Source organism: Stenotrophomonas sp. 10N36 (assembly GCF_056395005.1).
The window spans coordinates 148,254-163,222 of the sequence record NZ_JBFTIS010000009.1 but is presented as its reverse complement, the minus strand read 5'-3'; the positions used below and the strand labels follow the sequence as shown (position 1 = coordinate 163,222).

Annotated in this window: 13 protein-coding genes; 12 read left to right on the top strand and 1 reads right to left on the bottom strand. The window is 67.4% G+C overall.

The genetic code is table 11. The features are described from left to right. Positions 1–216 precede the first annotated feature (216 nt). From AC1DCJ_RS11255 to AC1DCJ_RS11235, 5 genes are read left to right on the top strand one after another with little or no spacing between them, the layout of a single operon-like run. Positions 217–1,275, top strand: a complete 1,059-nt coding sequence (locus AC1DCJ_RS11255; RefSeq protein WP_038686523.1) for a pilus assembly protein PilM — start codon at positions 217–219, stop codon at positions 1,273–1,275. After that, entirely contained in the window at positions 1,275–2,120 is an 846-nt protein-coding gene (locus AC1DCJ_RS11250) for a PilN domain-containing protein (protein ID WP_137190210.1), read from the top strand. Before AC1DCJ_RS11255 ends, AC1DCJ_RS11250 begins: the two co-directional genes overlap by 1 nt. After that, a complete protein-coding gene (locus AC1DCJ_RS11245; RefSeq protein ID WP_137190209.1) occupies positions 2,117–2,791 on the top strand; it encodes a type IV pilus inner membrane component PilO in 675 nt (224 codons plus the stop codon). The genes AC1DCJ_RS11250 and AC1DCJ_RS11245 overlap by 4 nt, the downstream gene beginning before the upstream one ends. Next, on the top strand, positions 2,788–3,321 hold the full coding sequence (locus tag AC1DCJ_RS11240; protein ID WP_392731903.1) for a pilus assembly protein PilP: 534 nt from the start codon (positions 2,788–2,790) through the stop codon (positions 3,319–3,321). Before AC1DCJ_RS11245 ends, AC1DCJ_RS11240 begins: the two co-directional genes overlap by 4 nt. A 20-nt stretch (positions 3,322–3,341) precedes the next feature. After that, the gene (locus AC1DCJ_RS11235) at positions 3,342–5,324 is read left to right on the top strand and encodes a type IV pilus secretin PilQ (RefSeq protein WP_428711908.1); all 1,983 of its coding nucleotides are present in this window, start codon (positions 3,342–3,344) and stop codon (positions 5,322–5,324) included. Between the two features lie 219 nt (positions 5,325–5,543). Here the strand turns inward: AC1DCJ_RS11235 and AC1DCJ_RS11230 are convergent, their stop codons facing one another. Next, complete coding sequence (locus AC1DCJ_RS11230; protein WP_478070969.1) at positions 5,544–6,287, bottom strand: hypothetical protein; 744 nt, start codon at positions 6,285–6,287, stop codon at positions 5,544–5,546. Between the two features lie 400 nt (positions 6,288–6,687). Between AC1DCJ_RS11230 and AC1DCJ_RS11225 the strand changes: the two genes are divergently transcribed. The 7 genes from AC1DCJ_RS11225 (at position 6,688) to AC1DCJ_RS11195 (ending at position 14,959) form a co-directional block, all read left to right on the top strand. Continuing rightward, the gene (locus AC1DCJ_RS11225; protein WP_394343865.1) at positions 6,688–7,731 is read left to right on the top strand and encodes an AAA family ATPase; all 1,044 of its coding nucleotides are present in this window, start codon (positions 6,688–6,690) and stop codon (positions 7,729–7,731) included. Between the two features lie 5 nt (positions 7,732–7,736). Next, positions 7,737–8,663 carry a DUF58 domain-containing protein gene (locus tag AC1DCJ_RS11220; RefSeq protein WP_478070968.1) on the top strand — a complete coding sequence of 309 codons (927 nt, stop codon included), beginning with the start codon at positions 7,737–7,739 and terminating at the stop codon, positions 8,661–8,663. Then, complete coding sequence (locus AC1DCJ_RS11215) at positions 8,660–9,121, top strand: DUF4381 family protein (protein WP_478070967.1); 462 nt, start codon at positions 8,660–8,662, stop codon at positions 9,119–9,121. Before AC1DCJ_RS11220 ends, AC1DCJ_RS11215 begins: the two co-directional genes overlap by 4 nt. A 5-nt stretch (positions 9,122–9,126) precedes the next feature. Further along, complete coding sequence (locus AC1DCJ_RS11210; RefSeq protein ID WP_478070966.1) at positions 9,127–10,149, top strand: vWA domain-containing protein; 1,023 nt, start codon at positions 9,127–9,129, stop codon at positions 10,147–10,149. Beyond that, positions 10,146–11,879: a VWA domain-containing protein gene (locus AC1DCJ_RS11205; RefSeq protein WP_478070965.1), complete on the top strand. Its 1,734-nt coding sequence runs from the start codon at positions 10,146–10,148 to the stop codon at positions 11,877–11,879. The genes AC1DCJ_RS11210 and AC1DCJ_RS11205 overlap by 4 nt, the downstream gene beginning before the upstream one ends. Next, positions 11,876–13,570, top strand: coding sequence for a BatD family protein (locus tag AC1DCJ_RS11200; protein ID WP_478070964.1), 1,695 nt, complete (start codon positions 11,876–11,878; stop codon positions 13,568–13,570). Before AC1DCJ_RS11205 ends, AC1DCJ_RS11200 begins: the two co-directional genes overlap by 4 nt. 66 nt (positions 13,571–13,636) lie before the next feature. Next, positions 13,637–14,959: a dicarboxylate/amino acid:cation symporter gene (locus AC1DCJ_RS11195; RefSeq protein WP_478070963.1), complete on the top strand. Its 1,323-nt coding sequence runs from the start codon at positions 13,637–13,639 to the stop codon at positions 14,957–14,959. The last annotated feature ends 10 nt before the right edge of the window (positions 14,960–14,969 follow it).

The window sequence follows — 14,969 nt, the reverse complement described above, 5'->3', positions numbered from 1 at the left end:
GATTCCGATTGCGAATTTCGTGGCCGCAGAGTATAGATTACGCAAGGGAACGGCTGGGGTTGTTCCCGGGGAGCGCAGATCGACGACCGTCTGGGGAGCCGTGAAACGTGCGGTAGTGCACGTTTCACTGCGTGATGGTTGCGGTTTGCAAAAAAAACGTTATTAATGCGCGGGCGCAGGTTATGCGTCCAAGTGCCCGTCGGCAGGGGAGAAACCGTGGGGCTTATCCCAAAAAGCCAGTCGCCGCTTATTGGCGTCGACATCAGCTCGACTGCAGTAAAGCTCTTGCAGCTTTCCCGCAGTGGCAATCGTTTCCGCGTGGAACATTACGCTGTGGAACCACTTCCGCCGAATGCGGTCGTGGAAAAGAACATCGTGGAAGTGGAGGCCGTGGGTGAGGCTATCCGCCGCGCCGTGAACCGTTCCGGTACGAAGGCCCGGCATGCTGCCGCAGCCGTCGCCGGCTCGGCGGTGATCACCAAGCTGATCCCGATGCCGGCTGATCTGGACGAGAACGACATGGAGGCCCAGGTCGAGCTCGAAGCGGTCAACTACATCCCGTACCCGATCGAGGAAGTGAACCTCGATTTCGAGGTGCTGGGCGCCATTCCCAACAACCCGGAGATGGTCCAGGTGCTGTTGGCGGCGTCGCGGTCGGAGAACGTGGAGCTGCGCCAATCGGCGCTGGAGCTCGGCGGGCTGACCGCCCGGGTCATGGACGTGGAGGCCTTCGCGGTCGAGAACGCCTTTGCCCTGGTCGCCAGCGAACTGCCGATCGCCAGTGATGGCGTGGTCGCCCTGGTGGACATCGGTGCCACCATGACCACCCTGAACGTCCTGCGGGGCGGGCGTAGCCTGTACAGCCGCGAACAGGTGTTCGGCGGCAAGCAGCTCACCGACGAAGTGATGCGCCGCTACGGCCTCACCTACGAGGAAGCCGGCTTGGCCAAGCGCCAGGGCGGGCTGCCGGAAAGCTACGAGATGGAAGTGCTGGAGCCGTTCAAGGAAGCCACGGTCCAGCAGATCAGCCGCCTGCTCCAGTTCTTCTATGCCGGTAGTGAATTCAACCGCGTGGACCACATCGTGCTGGCCGGCGGTTGCGCGGCGCTGGCCGGGTTGCCGGAGATGGTGGAAGAACAGCTGGGCGTGGCCACCGTGGTGGCCAACCCGCTGGCACAGATGACCCTGGGTCCCAAGGTCCAGGCGCATGCCCTGGCCCAGGATGCCCCGGCGCTGATGATTGCCACCGGTCTGGCGCTGAGGAGCTTTGACTGATGGCAAGAATCAATCTATTGCCGTGGCGCGCCGAGCGGCGCAAGCAACGCCAGCGCGACTTCTACGGCATGCTCGGCTTCGCCGCCATCGGCGGGGTCCTGCTGTCGCTGTTGATCTGGTTCTACTACGACCGGCAGGTCAGCGGGCAGGGCGAGCGCAATGCCTTCCTGCAGACCGAGATCGCCAAGGTCAAGGAGCAGAACAAGGAGATCGACCGCCTGGATCGCCAGCGTGACCGCCTGCTGGCGCGCAAGAAGGTGATCGAGGAACTGCAGGCCAAGCGCTCGCAGATGGTCCACCTGTTCGACGCGCTGGTGCGCACCATTCCCGATGGGGTGGTGCTGACCGCGCTCAAGCAGGAAGGCGACATCCTCACCCTGCAGGGGCGCACCCAGTCCAACGCCCGGGTCAGCGCCTACATGCGCAACCTGGAAACGTCGGGCTGGATGAGCAAGCCGGAGTTGTCGGTGATCGAGGCCAAGAAGCCCGAGCCCGGCAAGGACGGTCCCACCACCCTGACCGACATCAGCGCGTTGCCGTACATGTTCGAGGTCAAGGTCACCCTGCCGGCGCAGAGCGAGCCGGTCAATGGCGTGAACCCCGATGGCAGCGTGGTGGTGCCGGCCGATGCCGCCGCCGCCCCGGCTGATCCGGCCGCCGCGCCGGTGGCCCCGCTGTCGCCCGGTGCTGCACCGACCTCGACCCCGCCCGCCGCTGCGCCCGCAACGGCCCCGGCCCAGGCACCGGCCGCCGAGCCGGCCAAGCCGTCGGGCAGCCGCATCGCACCGCCCGCCGCGCCTGCACAACCGGCGGCGTCCAGTACGCCGCAGAAGGGGGGCGCATGAGCCAGAAGATGAATCTCAAAGAGCTGGACTTCAACAACATCGGCAATTGGCCGCAGCAGGCCAAGGTGGTGTTTTGCGCGCTGCTCGCCTTGCTGATCGTGTTCCTGGCGTGGTTCGCCCTGATCAGCGGCAAACGTGAAGAGCTGGCCTCGCTGGAAAGCACCGAGACCAGCCTGCGGGAAGAGTTCACCAAGGAGCAGGGGCGTGCGGTCAATCTGGCCCCGCTCAAGCAGCAGCTGGCCCAGATGGAGCAGGTGCTGCAGCAGATGCTGCGCCAGCTGCCCAGCAAGACCGAAATGCCGGACCTGATCATCGACATCTCGCAGACCGCGCTGTCCAGCGGCCTGGTCAATGAGCTGTTCCAGCCCGGTGCCGAGCAGCCCAAGGAGTTCTACGCCGAAAAGCCGATCGCCCTGCGCATGGTGGGTAGCTACCACCAGTTCGGTGCCTTCGTCAGCGGCGTGGCCTCGCTGCCGCGCGTGGTCATCCTGACCATGCACGACATCAACCTGAAGCCCAAGGATCCCAAGACCGGCATCACCGCGCGCAGCGGTGCGCTGGAGCTGTCCGGTACGGTCAAGACCTACCGTTACCTGGACGAGCTGGAAATGGAAGCGCAGGAAAAGGCGGCCGCCGCCGACAAGACCGCCAAGCCCGGAGGCACGCCATGAGCCTGGGGATGACCGCACGGGTATGCGGGTTGCTGGTGCTGGCATTGCTGGCCGGCTGCGCACGGGGGGTGAGCAGTACCCCCGGCGATGCGCCGAACCTGGAAAAGTGGGTGGAGGACGTGCGTGCGCGCCCGGCGCCCCCGCTTGAGCCACTGCCGGTGATGCAGCAGTTTGAAACGTTCGAGTATTCCGCGCAGGGGATGCGGGATCCGTTCACCGATGCCTGGACCAATCCGCAGGGCGGGTCGGGACTGCGTCCGGACCCGAACCGCCGCAAGGAACCGCTGGAAGCCTTCCCGCTGGATGCCTTGGACATGGTCGGTTCGCTGGGAACCGGTGGCGGCCTGGTCGCGCTGGTGATGGCGCCGGACAAGGTCACCTATCGGGTGCGTCCGGGCGTCTACCTGGGGCAGAGCGACGGCCGGGTGACCGGGGTCTTCGAAGACCGGATCGAACTGATTGAACTGGTGCCGGATGGCGCGGGCGGCTGGCTGGAACGGCCTGCATCGCTTGCGCTTGAAGATCAATGAATGATTACGGGGATAGCACGATGACCTTTTCCAATGCCATGCGGCAGCGTCCCAACCGGCGCCCGAAGCTGATCCACCTGTGCGCGCTGGGAGTCGCGCTCATGGTGGCCAATGGCACGCTGTTGGCGGCCACGCCCGCAGCAGCTCCACAGCCTGCCGCCAGCGCCGCGCCGATCACCGCGCCGGCTTCGCTGTCGGTATCCAAGATCGATTTCAAGCGCGGTGAAGACGGCGCCGGGCGGTTGATCCTGCAGTTCGACGGCAAGGGCGCCAGCCCGGACCTGCGCACCCAGGGCAACAACGTGGTGATCGACGTCGGCAACGTACGTCTGCCGGAGAACCTGCAGAAGCCGATCAACGTGGTCGATTTCGCCACGCCGGTGCAGCGTATCGATCCCAAGCCCTACGGTGGCGGCACCCAGCTGGTGCTCAATACCAATACCGCGTTCGAGTCGCTGGCCTACCAGACCGGCAACGAGTACGTCGTAGAGATCAGCCCGCGCAAGGCGGCCCCGGCCACTGGCGCGATCAATGCCACCACCGTGACCCAGGCGGCCACCGCGATCGCCCAGCGCGGTTACAGCGGCAAGCCGGTGACCTTCAACTTCCAGGACGTGCCGGTGCGCACGGTGCTGCAGTTGATCGCCGAGGAGTCCAACCTGAACATCGTTGCCTCCGACAGTGTCGAAGGCAATGTCACCCTGCGCCTGGTCAACGTGCCGTGGGACCAGGCGCTGGACATCGTGCTGCGCGCCAAGGGCCTGGACAAGCGCCGTGATGGCGGCGTGGTGTGGGTGGCCCCGCAGCCGGAGCTGGCCAAGTTCGAGCAGGACAAGGAAGACGCGCGGATCGCGATCGAGAACCGCGAAGACCTGGTCACCGATTACATCCAGATCAACTACCACAACGCCGCGCAGATCTTCAAAGCGCTGACCGAAGCCAAGGGCATCGGCGGTAGCGGCAGCGGTGGTGGCGGTGGTAGTGGCGGTAGCAACAGTTCGCAGGAAGACAGCGGGTTCCTGTCCTCGCGCGGTCGCATCGTTGCCGACGAGCGCACCAATACGCTGATGATCAGCGACATCCCGAAGAAGCTGGCGCGCATGCGCGAGCTGATCAACGTGATCGACCGCCCGGTTGACCAGGTGTTGATCGAAAGCCGCATCGTCATCGCCACCGATACGTTCGCCCGTGAACTGGGGGCCAAGTTCGGCATCAGTGGTGCGCGCGACAATGTGTACTTCGGCGGCAACGTTGAAGAGAACCACGAAAACGTCAACAGCAACTCGACCAATGCTACCCAGTACGCGCGTGACGTGGCGGCATGGGAAGCCGGTGGCCGCACTGGCGCAATACCCGTGCGGACTCCCAACACACTGAGCGGCAAGAACCTCAACTGGAACCTGCCCGTCGCGGCGGCCTCCAACCCGGGTTCGCTGGCACTGTCGATCCTCAATGCCGGTTACCTGCTGGACGTGGAGTTGTCGGCCATGCAGCAGGAATCGCGTGGCGAGGTGATCTCCAACCCGCGCGTGGTGACCACCAACCAGCGCGAAGCGCTGATCAAGCAGGGTAAGGAAATTGCCTACGTCACCATCACCGGTGGCGGCAGCGGTGGTGCCGCAACGCCCAACGTGCAGTTCAAGGAAGTGGTGCTGGAGTTGAAGGTCACCCCGACCATCACCAACGACAACCGCGTGTTCCTGAACATGTCGGTCAAGAAGGATGAAGTGGAGAGCTACATCCGGCTGCAGGGCTACGGTGAAGTGCCCACGATCAATCGTCGTGAGGTAAACACGGCCGTGCTGGTGGAGGACGGTCAGACCGTCGTCATCGGTGGCGTGTACGAGTTCACCGACCGTGACAGCGTCAACAAGGTGCCGTTCCTGGGCGACGTGCCGTTCCTGGGCAACCTGTTCAAGAAGCGTAGCCGCAACAAGGACAAGGCCGAGCTGTTGGTCTTCGTGACCCCGAAGGTATTGCGGGTGGCAAAGCGCGCCGACTGAGACTTGGTCGGCAGGGCTCCTGAGGCTCTACTTGGGTAGTCAGCCAGCGAGCTTATCAGGTGATTCGACAAAAACGACGCCCCGATTGGGGCGTCGTTTTTTGGTTTGCTAAGAAGTGTGGTGTCAGGTGGCTGCCGTGTGCCGTCAAACATCGACATCGACATCGAGAGCGCTGAGCGCTCTCAGCTCGAGTCGCAGGCCTGACGGGCCGCCGTAAATCTAGTTCGCGCCAGCCTGCGTCAAGGCGTCTTCAGTGGCGGAAGTGACCGAGCTGCCGTATCCACGGAAATACGATCCCTTGCACTGAAGGTTGGTCGTGAAAATTACTCCGTTGAGAATTGCAGGCGAGAAAGAGCAGTTAGTTGTAAGGGTTGCAGTCAGGCGCATAACTTTCATTGCGGCGTTGTTGGCTTGATCAATGTCCGAGCCTAGTCCATTTATGTTCCATGCCGCGCCGGCAGCATTTCTGCATTGGTACGAGAAGCGGAAGCCGTGCAGTTCTGGGTAGTAGGAGCCCTGCAGGCTGGCGCTACAGTAGCTGCCGGACGCCGCTCTCTCCGTTGCGATCTCAAGAACGCGGTTCGCTGCAATCGTTGGGGTGCTTCCAATCGCGGTTGTGGGGTACCCATTGCAATAGAAGGTGGCGTATGCGCCTATGCCGTAGCTTCCTGTGGTAACGCTACTGGCTCCCGCAGTACATCGAATGCCAGCTTCCGACACTGCTATGAATCCATTCAAGTTCTTCACCGCTTCATCGGGCGAAACCCCTATTCCATAGACATCTCCTCCAGAGCAGGTCCGTATCGCCAGCGTCGAGGAAAGACTTGTCATCTGCTCAAATCGCGTGCTGCCGCACGATTGCATTTTTATCTCGCTTCCAGCAGCGGGTATGGCCAAGGCAGGCGCCATATGAAGAAGTCCGAGCGCAATGGTGCTCAGAACTAAGGTGGAAGAAACTCTCATCTCGTTGGCATCCTTTCATCGACTGGAGCGGCAAAAGCTACCGTGTAGGCCCGCTCGTAGTCGTAGGGAATCGGCGCCACCGTATGTAGGATATTGCCTCCGATTTCAGATTATGGGGCGTGCATCACGTCAGTCTCAGAGCACGTGCCTCTTTCACGGAGCACGGACGATTCCAGGCACGTGGTCGATTCGCGCATAGGGACGAGGTGGTAGCGCCCGACCAACCCTGGGGGCAAGTTCCCAGGCTGCCGGACTGAGTGAGTAGGAGCCGAGGGACGTGTCCGAGCTTGCGCGCCCTCTCCAACTGACCCGCGGTTCAGCTAGCTTTGATGTCCTTTGTCCGAAGCCCTGCCATCATGTCGATGGAACCTTCGCACGCCGCGTGGGTCACATGGACGCCATGAACCTGCCTCCCCCCATGCCCGATTTCCCGACTGACCTCCCGGTCGATACGCCTGCGGCCGACGCAGCCCATAGCCGCCTCCACGAGGGTTTCCGCGCCCTGCGCGACGCCCTGGCCGGCGAGATCGTCGGACAGGCGGCGCTGGTTGATCGGCTGCTGACGGCCTTGCTGGCCGACGGCCACCTGCTGGTCGAAGGCGCGCCGGGCCTGGCCAAGACCACCGCCATCCGCGCGCTGGCTGCGCGCCTGGACGCGGACTTCTCGCGCGTGCAGTTCACCCCGGACCTGTTGCCGGCCGATCTGACCGGCACTGAAATCTGGCGTCCGCAGGAAGGCCGCTTCGAATTCGTGCCGGGGCCGATCTTCCATCCGATCCTGCTGGCCGATGAGATCAACCGTGCGCCGGCCAAGGTGCAGTCGGCGCTGCTGGAGGCGATGGGCGAGCGTCAGGTCACCGTCGGCCGCCACACCTACGCGCTGCCGGCGTTGTTCCTGGTGATGGCCACGCAGAACCCGATCGAGCAGGAGGGCACCTTCCCGCTGCCCGAAGCGCAGCTGGACCGGTTCCTGATGCATGTACGCATCGGCTATCCCGACTCCGATGCCGAAGCGGAGATCCTGCGCCTGGCGCGCGAGCGCGCCCGCGATGCCTTGGGTGCACCGCCGCCGGCGCCGGCGCGGATGCCGCTGCAGGATGTGTTCGACGCGCGCAAGGAAGTGCTGTCACTGCACATGGCGCCGGCATTGGAGCGCTACCTGATCGAAATCGTGCTGGCCTCCCGCGATGCGTCGCGGTACGACCCGGCGCTGGCCCGTCGCATCGCCTGGGGGGCCAGCCCGCGCGGCTCCATCGCGCTGGAGCGCTGCGCACGTGCGCGCGCCTGGCTGGCCGGCCGCGACTTCGTGACCCCCGATGACGTGCGCAGCGTGGCGCCGGATGTGCTGCGCCACCGTGTGCTGCCCAGTTACGAAGCCACCGCCGAAGGCTGGGATGGCGACCGCCTGGTGGCCGAACTGCTGGCTCGCGTACCGGCACCCTGATCCCGATGGACGCCAACGTGGACAGCGTGGCAGGCACGACCATGGGCGACGGCTTGCGCCCCAGCCTGGCCGAACTGGTCGCCTTGCGGCGCAATGCGCACCGGTTGGCGCCAGCCCGGCGGGGTCGGCTCGGCCATGCCGGCAGCGCGCCCGCGCCGATGCGGGGGCGCGGCATGGAATACGCCGAGTCGCGCGAGTACGTGGCCGGTGACGACGCCCGGCATATCGACTGGCGTGTTACCGCCCGCACCGGGCGCGCGCATACCAAGCTGTTCCAGGCCGAACGCGAGCGCCTGACCCTGCTGGTGGCCGACACCGACCCGGTGCTCTATTTCGGCACCCGGGTCCGCTTCAAGTCGGTGCAGGCCGCGCGCGTCGGCGCGATTGCCGCCTGGTTGGCGCAGCGCCAGGGCGATCGCCTGGGTGCACTGCGCGGCAGTGCGGTTGAAGCGCCGGTGCCGCCTGCCGGTGGCACCCGGGGCGTCCTGCGCGTGCTGGATGCCTTGACCCGCTGGTACGCCGAACCGCCTTCCGACGATGCCGGCCTGGACCGTGCACTGGAACATGCCGCCCGCCTGCTGCGGCCGGGTGCGCGCGTGGTGGTGCTGGCCGACCCCGGCCAGGCCGCCGCCATCAGCGTTGCACGCTGGACCGCGCTGGCGATGCACCACGAAGTGGTGGTGATGCTGCTGGTCGATCCGCTTGAGCTGGCCCCTCCGGCGGCGCCGCTGGCGTTCCTGTCCGAGGGCCGGCGGGTGATGCTCGACCTGGACCGCGCCAACGTCCGCGAGCATTGGCGCACGCGCTTCGTGGCCCCGTTGGAGACACTGCAGAAGCAGCTGTCGTCGCGCCGCATCCAGGTGCATGTGGTGGCCACCGATGACGCCAGCGACTGCTGGTTGACCCCGATGCCCTCGGCGGTGGTGGCATGAGCGCGGCCAGCAGTCTGCCGCTGCGCGATGTGCACCTGCCGCCGTCACCGCCGTGGTGGCCACCGGCCCCGGGCTGGTGGCTGGTGCTGGCGGCGCTGCTGGGTGTGGTCGCGCTGCTGTGGTGGTGGCGGGCGCGTCGCCGTCGCCGCGAACAACGTTGGATGCGCCTGTTCGACGACGGCGTGGCGCAGGCCGCCACCCCGGTGGATGAAGTGGCCGCCATCGCCGCGCTGCTGCGCCGTGCCGCGCGTACCCATCAACCCGGTGCCGAGCTGCTGCAGGGCGAAGCCTGGCTCGAATTCCTCGATGAACCCGGCAGTCGCGCCTTCTCCGATGGCGATGGCCGGCTGCTGTTGGACGGCGGCTACCGCCCCACGGTGGACGCCGAGGCCGCCACGCGCTTGCGGGTATTGGCGCGTCGGCGTTTCCTGGGACTGATGGCGGGGCGTCGCCGATGATCGCGATGCAGATACCCGAACACTGGGCCGCCTGGTTGCCCAACTGGCTGGCGTGGTTGGACACGCTGGCCTGGCCCTGGATGCTGGCCGCGCTGCCGTTGCCGGTGCTGATGCACGGGTGGCCACAGCGCGGCGCCACCGCTGCCGCACTGCGCGTGCCCTATGCGGCGGCGCAGTTGCAGGCGTTGGGCGTGGCCGCGGGCGGGCGTTCGCTGGGGCTGGGGCGGCTGGTGCTGTGGCTGGCCTGGGCCTGCCTGTGCGTGGCCGCCGCGCGCCCGCAACAACTGGGTGAGGCGGTGACGCCGCCGCAGCAGGGACGACAGATGATGCTGGCCGTCGATGTGTCGGGCAGCATGAGCGAAGCGGACATGCTGCTCGGGCACCAGGTGGTGGACCGTTTGACGGCCGCCAAGGCCGTGCTGGCGGATTTCCTCGACCGGCGTGCCGGTGATCGCGTCGGTCTGCTGATCTTCGGCGAACGCGCCTATACGCTGACCCCGTTGACCGGCGACCTGGCCAGCGTGCGCCTGCAACTGGGCGACAGCGTGGTTGGCCTGGCCGGGCGCGAAACCGCCATCGGCGATGCGATCGCGCTGGCGGTGAAACGCCTGCGCGAACAACCGCAGGGGCAGCGCGTGCTGATCCTGCTCACCGACGGCGTAAGCAATGCCGGCGTGCTCGAACCGCTGCGCGCGGCAGAACTGGCCAAGGCCGAAGGCGTGCGCGTGTACACCGTGGCCTTCGGCGGCGACGGCGGCTTCAGCCTGTTCGGCGTGCAGATCGCACCGGGCGAAGACCCCGTTGATGAAGCCACCCTGCAGAAGATTGCCACGCTCACCGGTGGCCGCGCATTCCGCGCGCGCAATACCGACGAGCTGGCCGGCATCTATGCCGAACTGCAGCGGCTGGAACCGGTGGCATCGGCCGGGCCGGCGGTGCGACCGCGCATCGAACGGTATGCCTGGCCGTTGGCGCTGTCGCTGCTGCTGGCCGGGCTGGCTTGGTTGCTGCCAAGGCGGTGGGCATGAACATCGACTGGAATGCCCTGCACCTGGTGCGCCCGCAGGCGCTGTGGCTGCTGCTGGCGCTGCCGCTGATCGCCGCCCTCTGGTACTGGCGCCGCCGCCGCGGCAGCGCCTGGCACACTGCCGTGGATGCACATCTGCTGCGCCACCTGCTGGTGGCCGGCGGGCAGCGTGCGTGGGGCGGCCTGATCGCGTTGCTGCTGGGCTGGACGTTGGCCGTGGTTGCATTGGCCGGCCCCAGCTGGCGGCAGGTGGCCCAGCCGTTGTGGCAATCACCGGCGCCGCTGGTGGTGGCGCTGGACCTGTCCTCGCGGGTGACCGCCACCGACCTGCCGCCCTCGCGGCTGCTGCAGGCGCGGGCCAAACTGGCCGCACTGCTGCGCGAGCGCAAAGGCGGGGAGGTTGCCCTGCTGGTGTACGCCGACGATGCGTACACGGTGGCACCCCTGACAGCCGATACCGCCAATGTGGCGCTGTACCTGGACGCGCTGGGACCAGACGTGATGCCGCGTGATGGCCAGCATGCCGAGCGCGCGCTGGATGCGGCCGTACTGCTGCTGCAACAGTCCGGCGCACGCAGCGGTGACATCCTGCTGCTCACCGATCGTGCCGACGCTGCCGCCAGCAGCGCGGCCACCGCGGCGCGGCGCCAGGGCGTGACGGTCTCGGTACTTGGCGTGGGCACGCCCACCGGCGCCGCCTACCGCAGTGGCGACGGACAGATTGCCCAGGCGCGCCTGGACGAAGCCTCCCTGCGCGCGGTGGCCAGTGCGGGCGGCGGCCAGTACGCGCGGATGGCCAGCGACGATGGCGACCTGCGCGCCTTGGGCGTGCTGACTCCCAAGACAAGCATGGACGATCGCCGCGATGGCAATGGCATGGCGTGGCGCGATGAAGGGTTCTGGTTGTTGCCGCCGTTGATGCTGCTGTCGTTGTGGGCGTTCCGCCGCCGCGGCCTGGCCGTGGTGCTGGTGGCCTGCCTGGCCGCGCCGCTGGCATTGCCAACCCCTGCGTATGCCGCCGAAGGCACCTGGTGGACGCGTGCCGATCAGGTGGACCAGCAGGCACTGGCGGCGGGTGTGGAGGCCTACCGGCGGGGTGACTTCAAGGCCGCCCAGGCGCAGTTCGACGGCATCGACAGCGACGCTGGCTGGTACAACCTGGGCAACGCACTGGCCCGCCAAGGTCAGTACGACGCTGCGATCGAGGCGTATGACAAGGCGTTGCGCAAGACGCCGGGCATGCCCGATGCGGTCGCCAACCGCGCGGCGGTGGATGCCGCCCGCAAGCGCAAGCCGCCGTCGGCGCCGCCCAAGGACGGCCAAGGCAAGCAGCCGCCCACCTCGCCACCGTCGCAGGGCCAGGGCCAACCGGGCAAGGACGCCGGCCAGCCGCCGAAGCAGCCCGGGCAGCAGAGCCCTGGTCAGCCGCCGGGCACGCCGGCGCAAGGCAAGGACAAGGACACGCAGGGCGCCGGCAATCCCGATCCCAACCCCGCCGCCCAGGCCCAGGCCGATGCGGCCCAGCGCCAGCAGATGCAACAGGCGTTGCAGCGGCAGGGCAAGGACGGCAAGGACACCCCGGCGCAACGGCAGGCCGCGGAAACCCCACAGCAGCGCGAGCAGCGCCAAGCCGTGGAAGCCTGGATGCGGCGGGTGCCGGATGATCCGGGCAGCCTGTTGCGCGCCAAGTTCCAACTCGAAAACGAACGCAGGAAACGGGAAGGACGATGAGCACCATTTCGACCACGCGACGCTGGATGCGCGGCTGCTGCTGGCTGCTGCTGGCGGCGAGCAGCTGGGCCCAGGCGCAGACCCGTGCCTGGCTGGACCGCGAGCAGATCAGCGACGGCGAAACGGTGACCCTCAACATCGAGAGCGATGCGGGCGGGGCACCGGACTACGCGCCCCTGCGCGCCGATTTCGAGCTCAGCGGGCAGACCAGCAGCCGCCAGATGCAATGGGGCACGGGCGGTACCACCGCGCGCAATCTCTACGCGGTGGCGCTGTCGCCGCGTCGCACGGGCACGCTGCAGATCCCCGCGTTGCAGGTGGGGGCCAACCGCACCGCGCCGCTGCTGCTGCAGGTGGGCGCCAGCACCGCCGCATCGGCGGCCGTTCCGGGTAACGCGGCGGTCTTCATGGAAACCGAGGTTGATGACCTCACCCCCTATGTGCAGCAGAGCGTGGGCGTGGTGGTGCGGCTGTACTACGCCTCGCAGCTGGTGTCGGGCGAACTGCTGCTGGATACCCCGGCCGGTGCGTCGATGCAGCGGGTGGGTGAGGACCGCAGCCTGGTGCGCGAGGTCAATGGCCGCCGCTACAACCTGGTGGAGCGGCGTTTCCTGCTGATTCCCGAACGCAGCGGGCCGCTGCAGCTGCCGGCCGCCCAGTTCAACGGACGTGCCGCCGGTGGCTTCTTCGATGACATGTTCGGTGGCGACGGACGGCTGCGCGCAACGGCGCCGACGCGCACGCTGCAGGTGCAGCCGCAACCGGCCAACGCGGCGCAGCCGTGGCTCCCACTGCACGACCTGCGCCTGCGCTACACCGCCGCCCCCACCCAGGCGCGCGCCGGGGAGGCGGCCACGGTCGTGGTGGAAGCCGTTGCCCAAGGCGCCACCCGCGCGCAGTTCCCGGAACTGCCGGTGCTGGACGTCGGCCCCGATGCGCAGGTGTTCGCCGAACCGGCCCAGTTCGACGAGACCTTCAGCGGCAACACGCCCCAGCTCAAGCTGACCCGGCGCTACTCGATCGTGCCGCGCACGCCGGGCACCCTGCGCGTGCCCGGGCCGAGCATGCCCTGGTGGGATGTAAAAGCGGGCGAGGCGCGGACGGCCAGCTTGCCGGCGCTGACCCTGCAGGTCGCCGCAGCGGGGGCGGGCAGTGCCGCCGCGGCGGTGCCGGTGGACACCCAGTCGGCGCTGCCGGGCGAGGCGCCGCCGGCCTCCAACGCGCTGCCACTGGCCGACCCGCCGGCGTCGGCGCGCCCCTGGGGCTGGATCGCGGCCGCCGCCGGATTCGCGGTGCTCTGGCTGCTGACCCTGTGGTGGGGCTGGCGCCGGGTGCAGCGCCGGGATACCGCCACCGCCCCGCAGCCGGGCCCAGCCGGTTCGCCTGCGGTCGTGGTGCCGCGCGCGGAACTGCGACGCGCCCTGGAAAGCCAGGGGTTGGACGAGATCATCGCGCTGCTGGCCAGCATGGGTGGGGTCGTGGGTCTGGAGGCCCTGCTGGCACGGCTGGCCGACCCGGTGCAGCGCGAGGCATTGCTGGCGATGCAGCGGGTGCGCTGGTCCGGCCAGGGCGGCGACGTGGCCGCCGCGCGGCAGGCGCTGCGCCGGGCCTTCCATGACGGACCGCACTGGCAGGCCGCCGCGGTGGCGGAAAACAATGGGCTGGCGCCTCTATATCCTTCGGGATCTTGATCCGCTGCCGGGCCTGTCGGGCCGGCTTTGCTAAGCTCGTTCAATTCTTTACAGGAAAGCTGCTAGATGACTGAGGCCGCAACGACCCGCAAGAAACTGCCCTTGCACTGGAAAATGGGCATTGGCTTCGCGCTGGGCCTGGTGCTGGGCCTGATCGTGCACGCCGCCGGCCCGGGCGTACCCGGCCTGACCGACTTCGCCAAGGGCGTAATGGCCTGGGTGACCACGCCGCTGTCGGGGCTGTTCCTCAACCTGATCTTCATGCTGATCGTGCCGCTGATCTTCTCGGCGCTGATCATGGGCGTATCGGAGATGGGCGACATCCGCGCGCTCGGCCGGATCGGCTGGAAGACCCTGGCCTACACGGTGCTGCTGTCGGGCATCGCGGTGGGCATCGGGCTGGTGCTGGTCAACGTGCTCAAGCCCGGCGCCGGGGTGGACCCGCAGGTGGCCGCGCAGATGCTCTCGGAGAACGCCGAGCGCAGCAAGGAAATCGTCGCCGGTATCCATGAAACCCCCAAGGGCATGGACATGCTGCTGTCGATCGTGCCCAGCAACGTGCTGCAGGCCGCATCGGACAATGGCGCGATCCTGTCGCTGATGTTCTTCGCGCTGATGTTCGGCATCGGCATGGTGCTCAGCGACGAGGAAAAGGTCGCCCCGCTGCGTCGCGCCGTGGAAGGCGTGTTCGAAGTGTCCATGACGCTGATCAACCTGGTCATCCGGCTGGCCCCGTACGCGGTGGCCTGTTTCATGTTCAACCTGGCCGCGTTGTTCGGCTTCGACCTGATCATCCGCCTGGGCGCCTACGTGGGCGTGGTGGTGCTGGCGCTGGGCCTGCACATGGTGGTGACCTACGGCACCGCGGTGTGGCTGTCCGGGCGTTCGCCGCTGTCGTTCTTCCGCGATACGCAGGAAGCCACGGTGATGGCCTTCTCCACCGCTTCCAGCAACGCCACCCTGCCGACCGCGCTGCGCGTGGCCGACCAGATGGGCCTGCCGCAGAAGGTGTCGCGCTTCGTGCTGACCGTGGGTGCCACCGCCAACCAGAACGGCACCGCGCTGTTCGAAGGCGTGACGGTGATCTTCCTGGCCCAGTTCTTCGGCGTGGACCTGAGCATCGGCCAGCAGATCATGGTGATGGCGGTCTGCATCCTGGGCGGCATCGGCACGGCTGGCGTGCCGTCGGGCTCGTTGCCGGTGGTGGCGATGATCTGCGCCATGGTCGGGGTCAACCCGCTGGGCATTGGCCTGATCCTGGGCGTGAACCACTTCCTGGACATGTGCCGTACCGCGCTGAACGTCACCGGCGACCTGGCCCTGACCACCCTGGTGGCCAAGGGCGAGACCGAGGACAGCCCGGTGCCGGAACAGGTCAAGCGCGACTGATCGCCCGGCG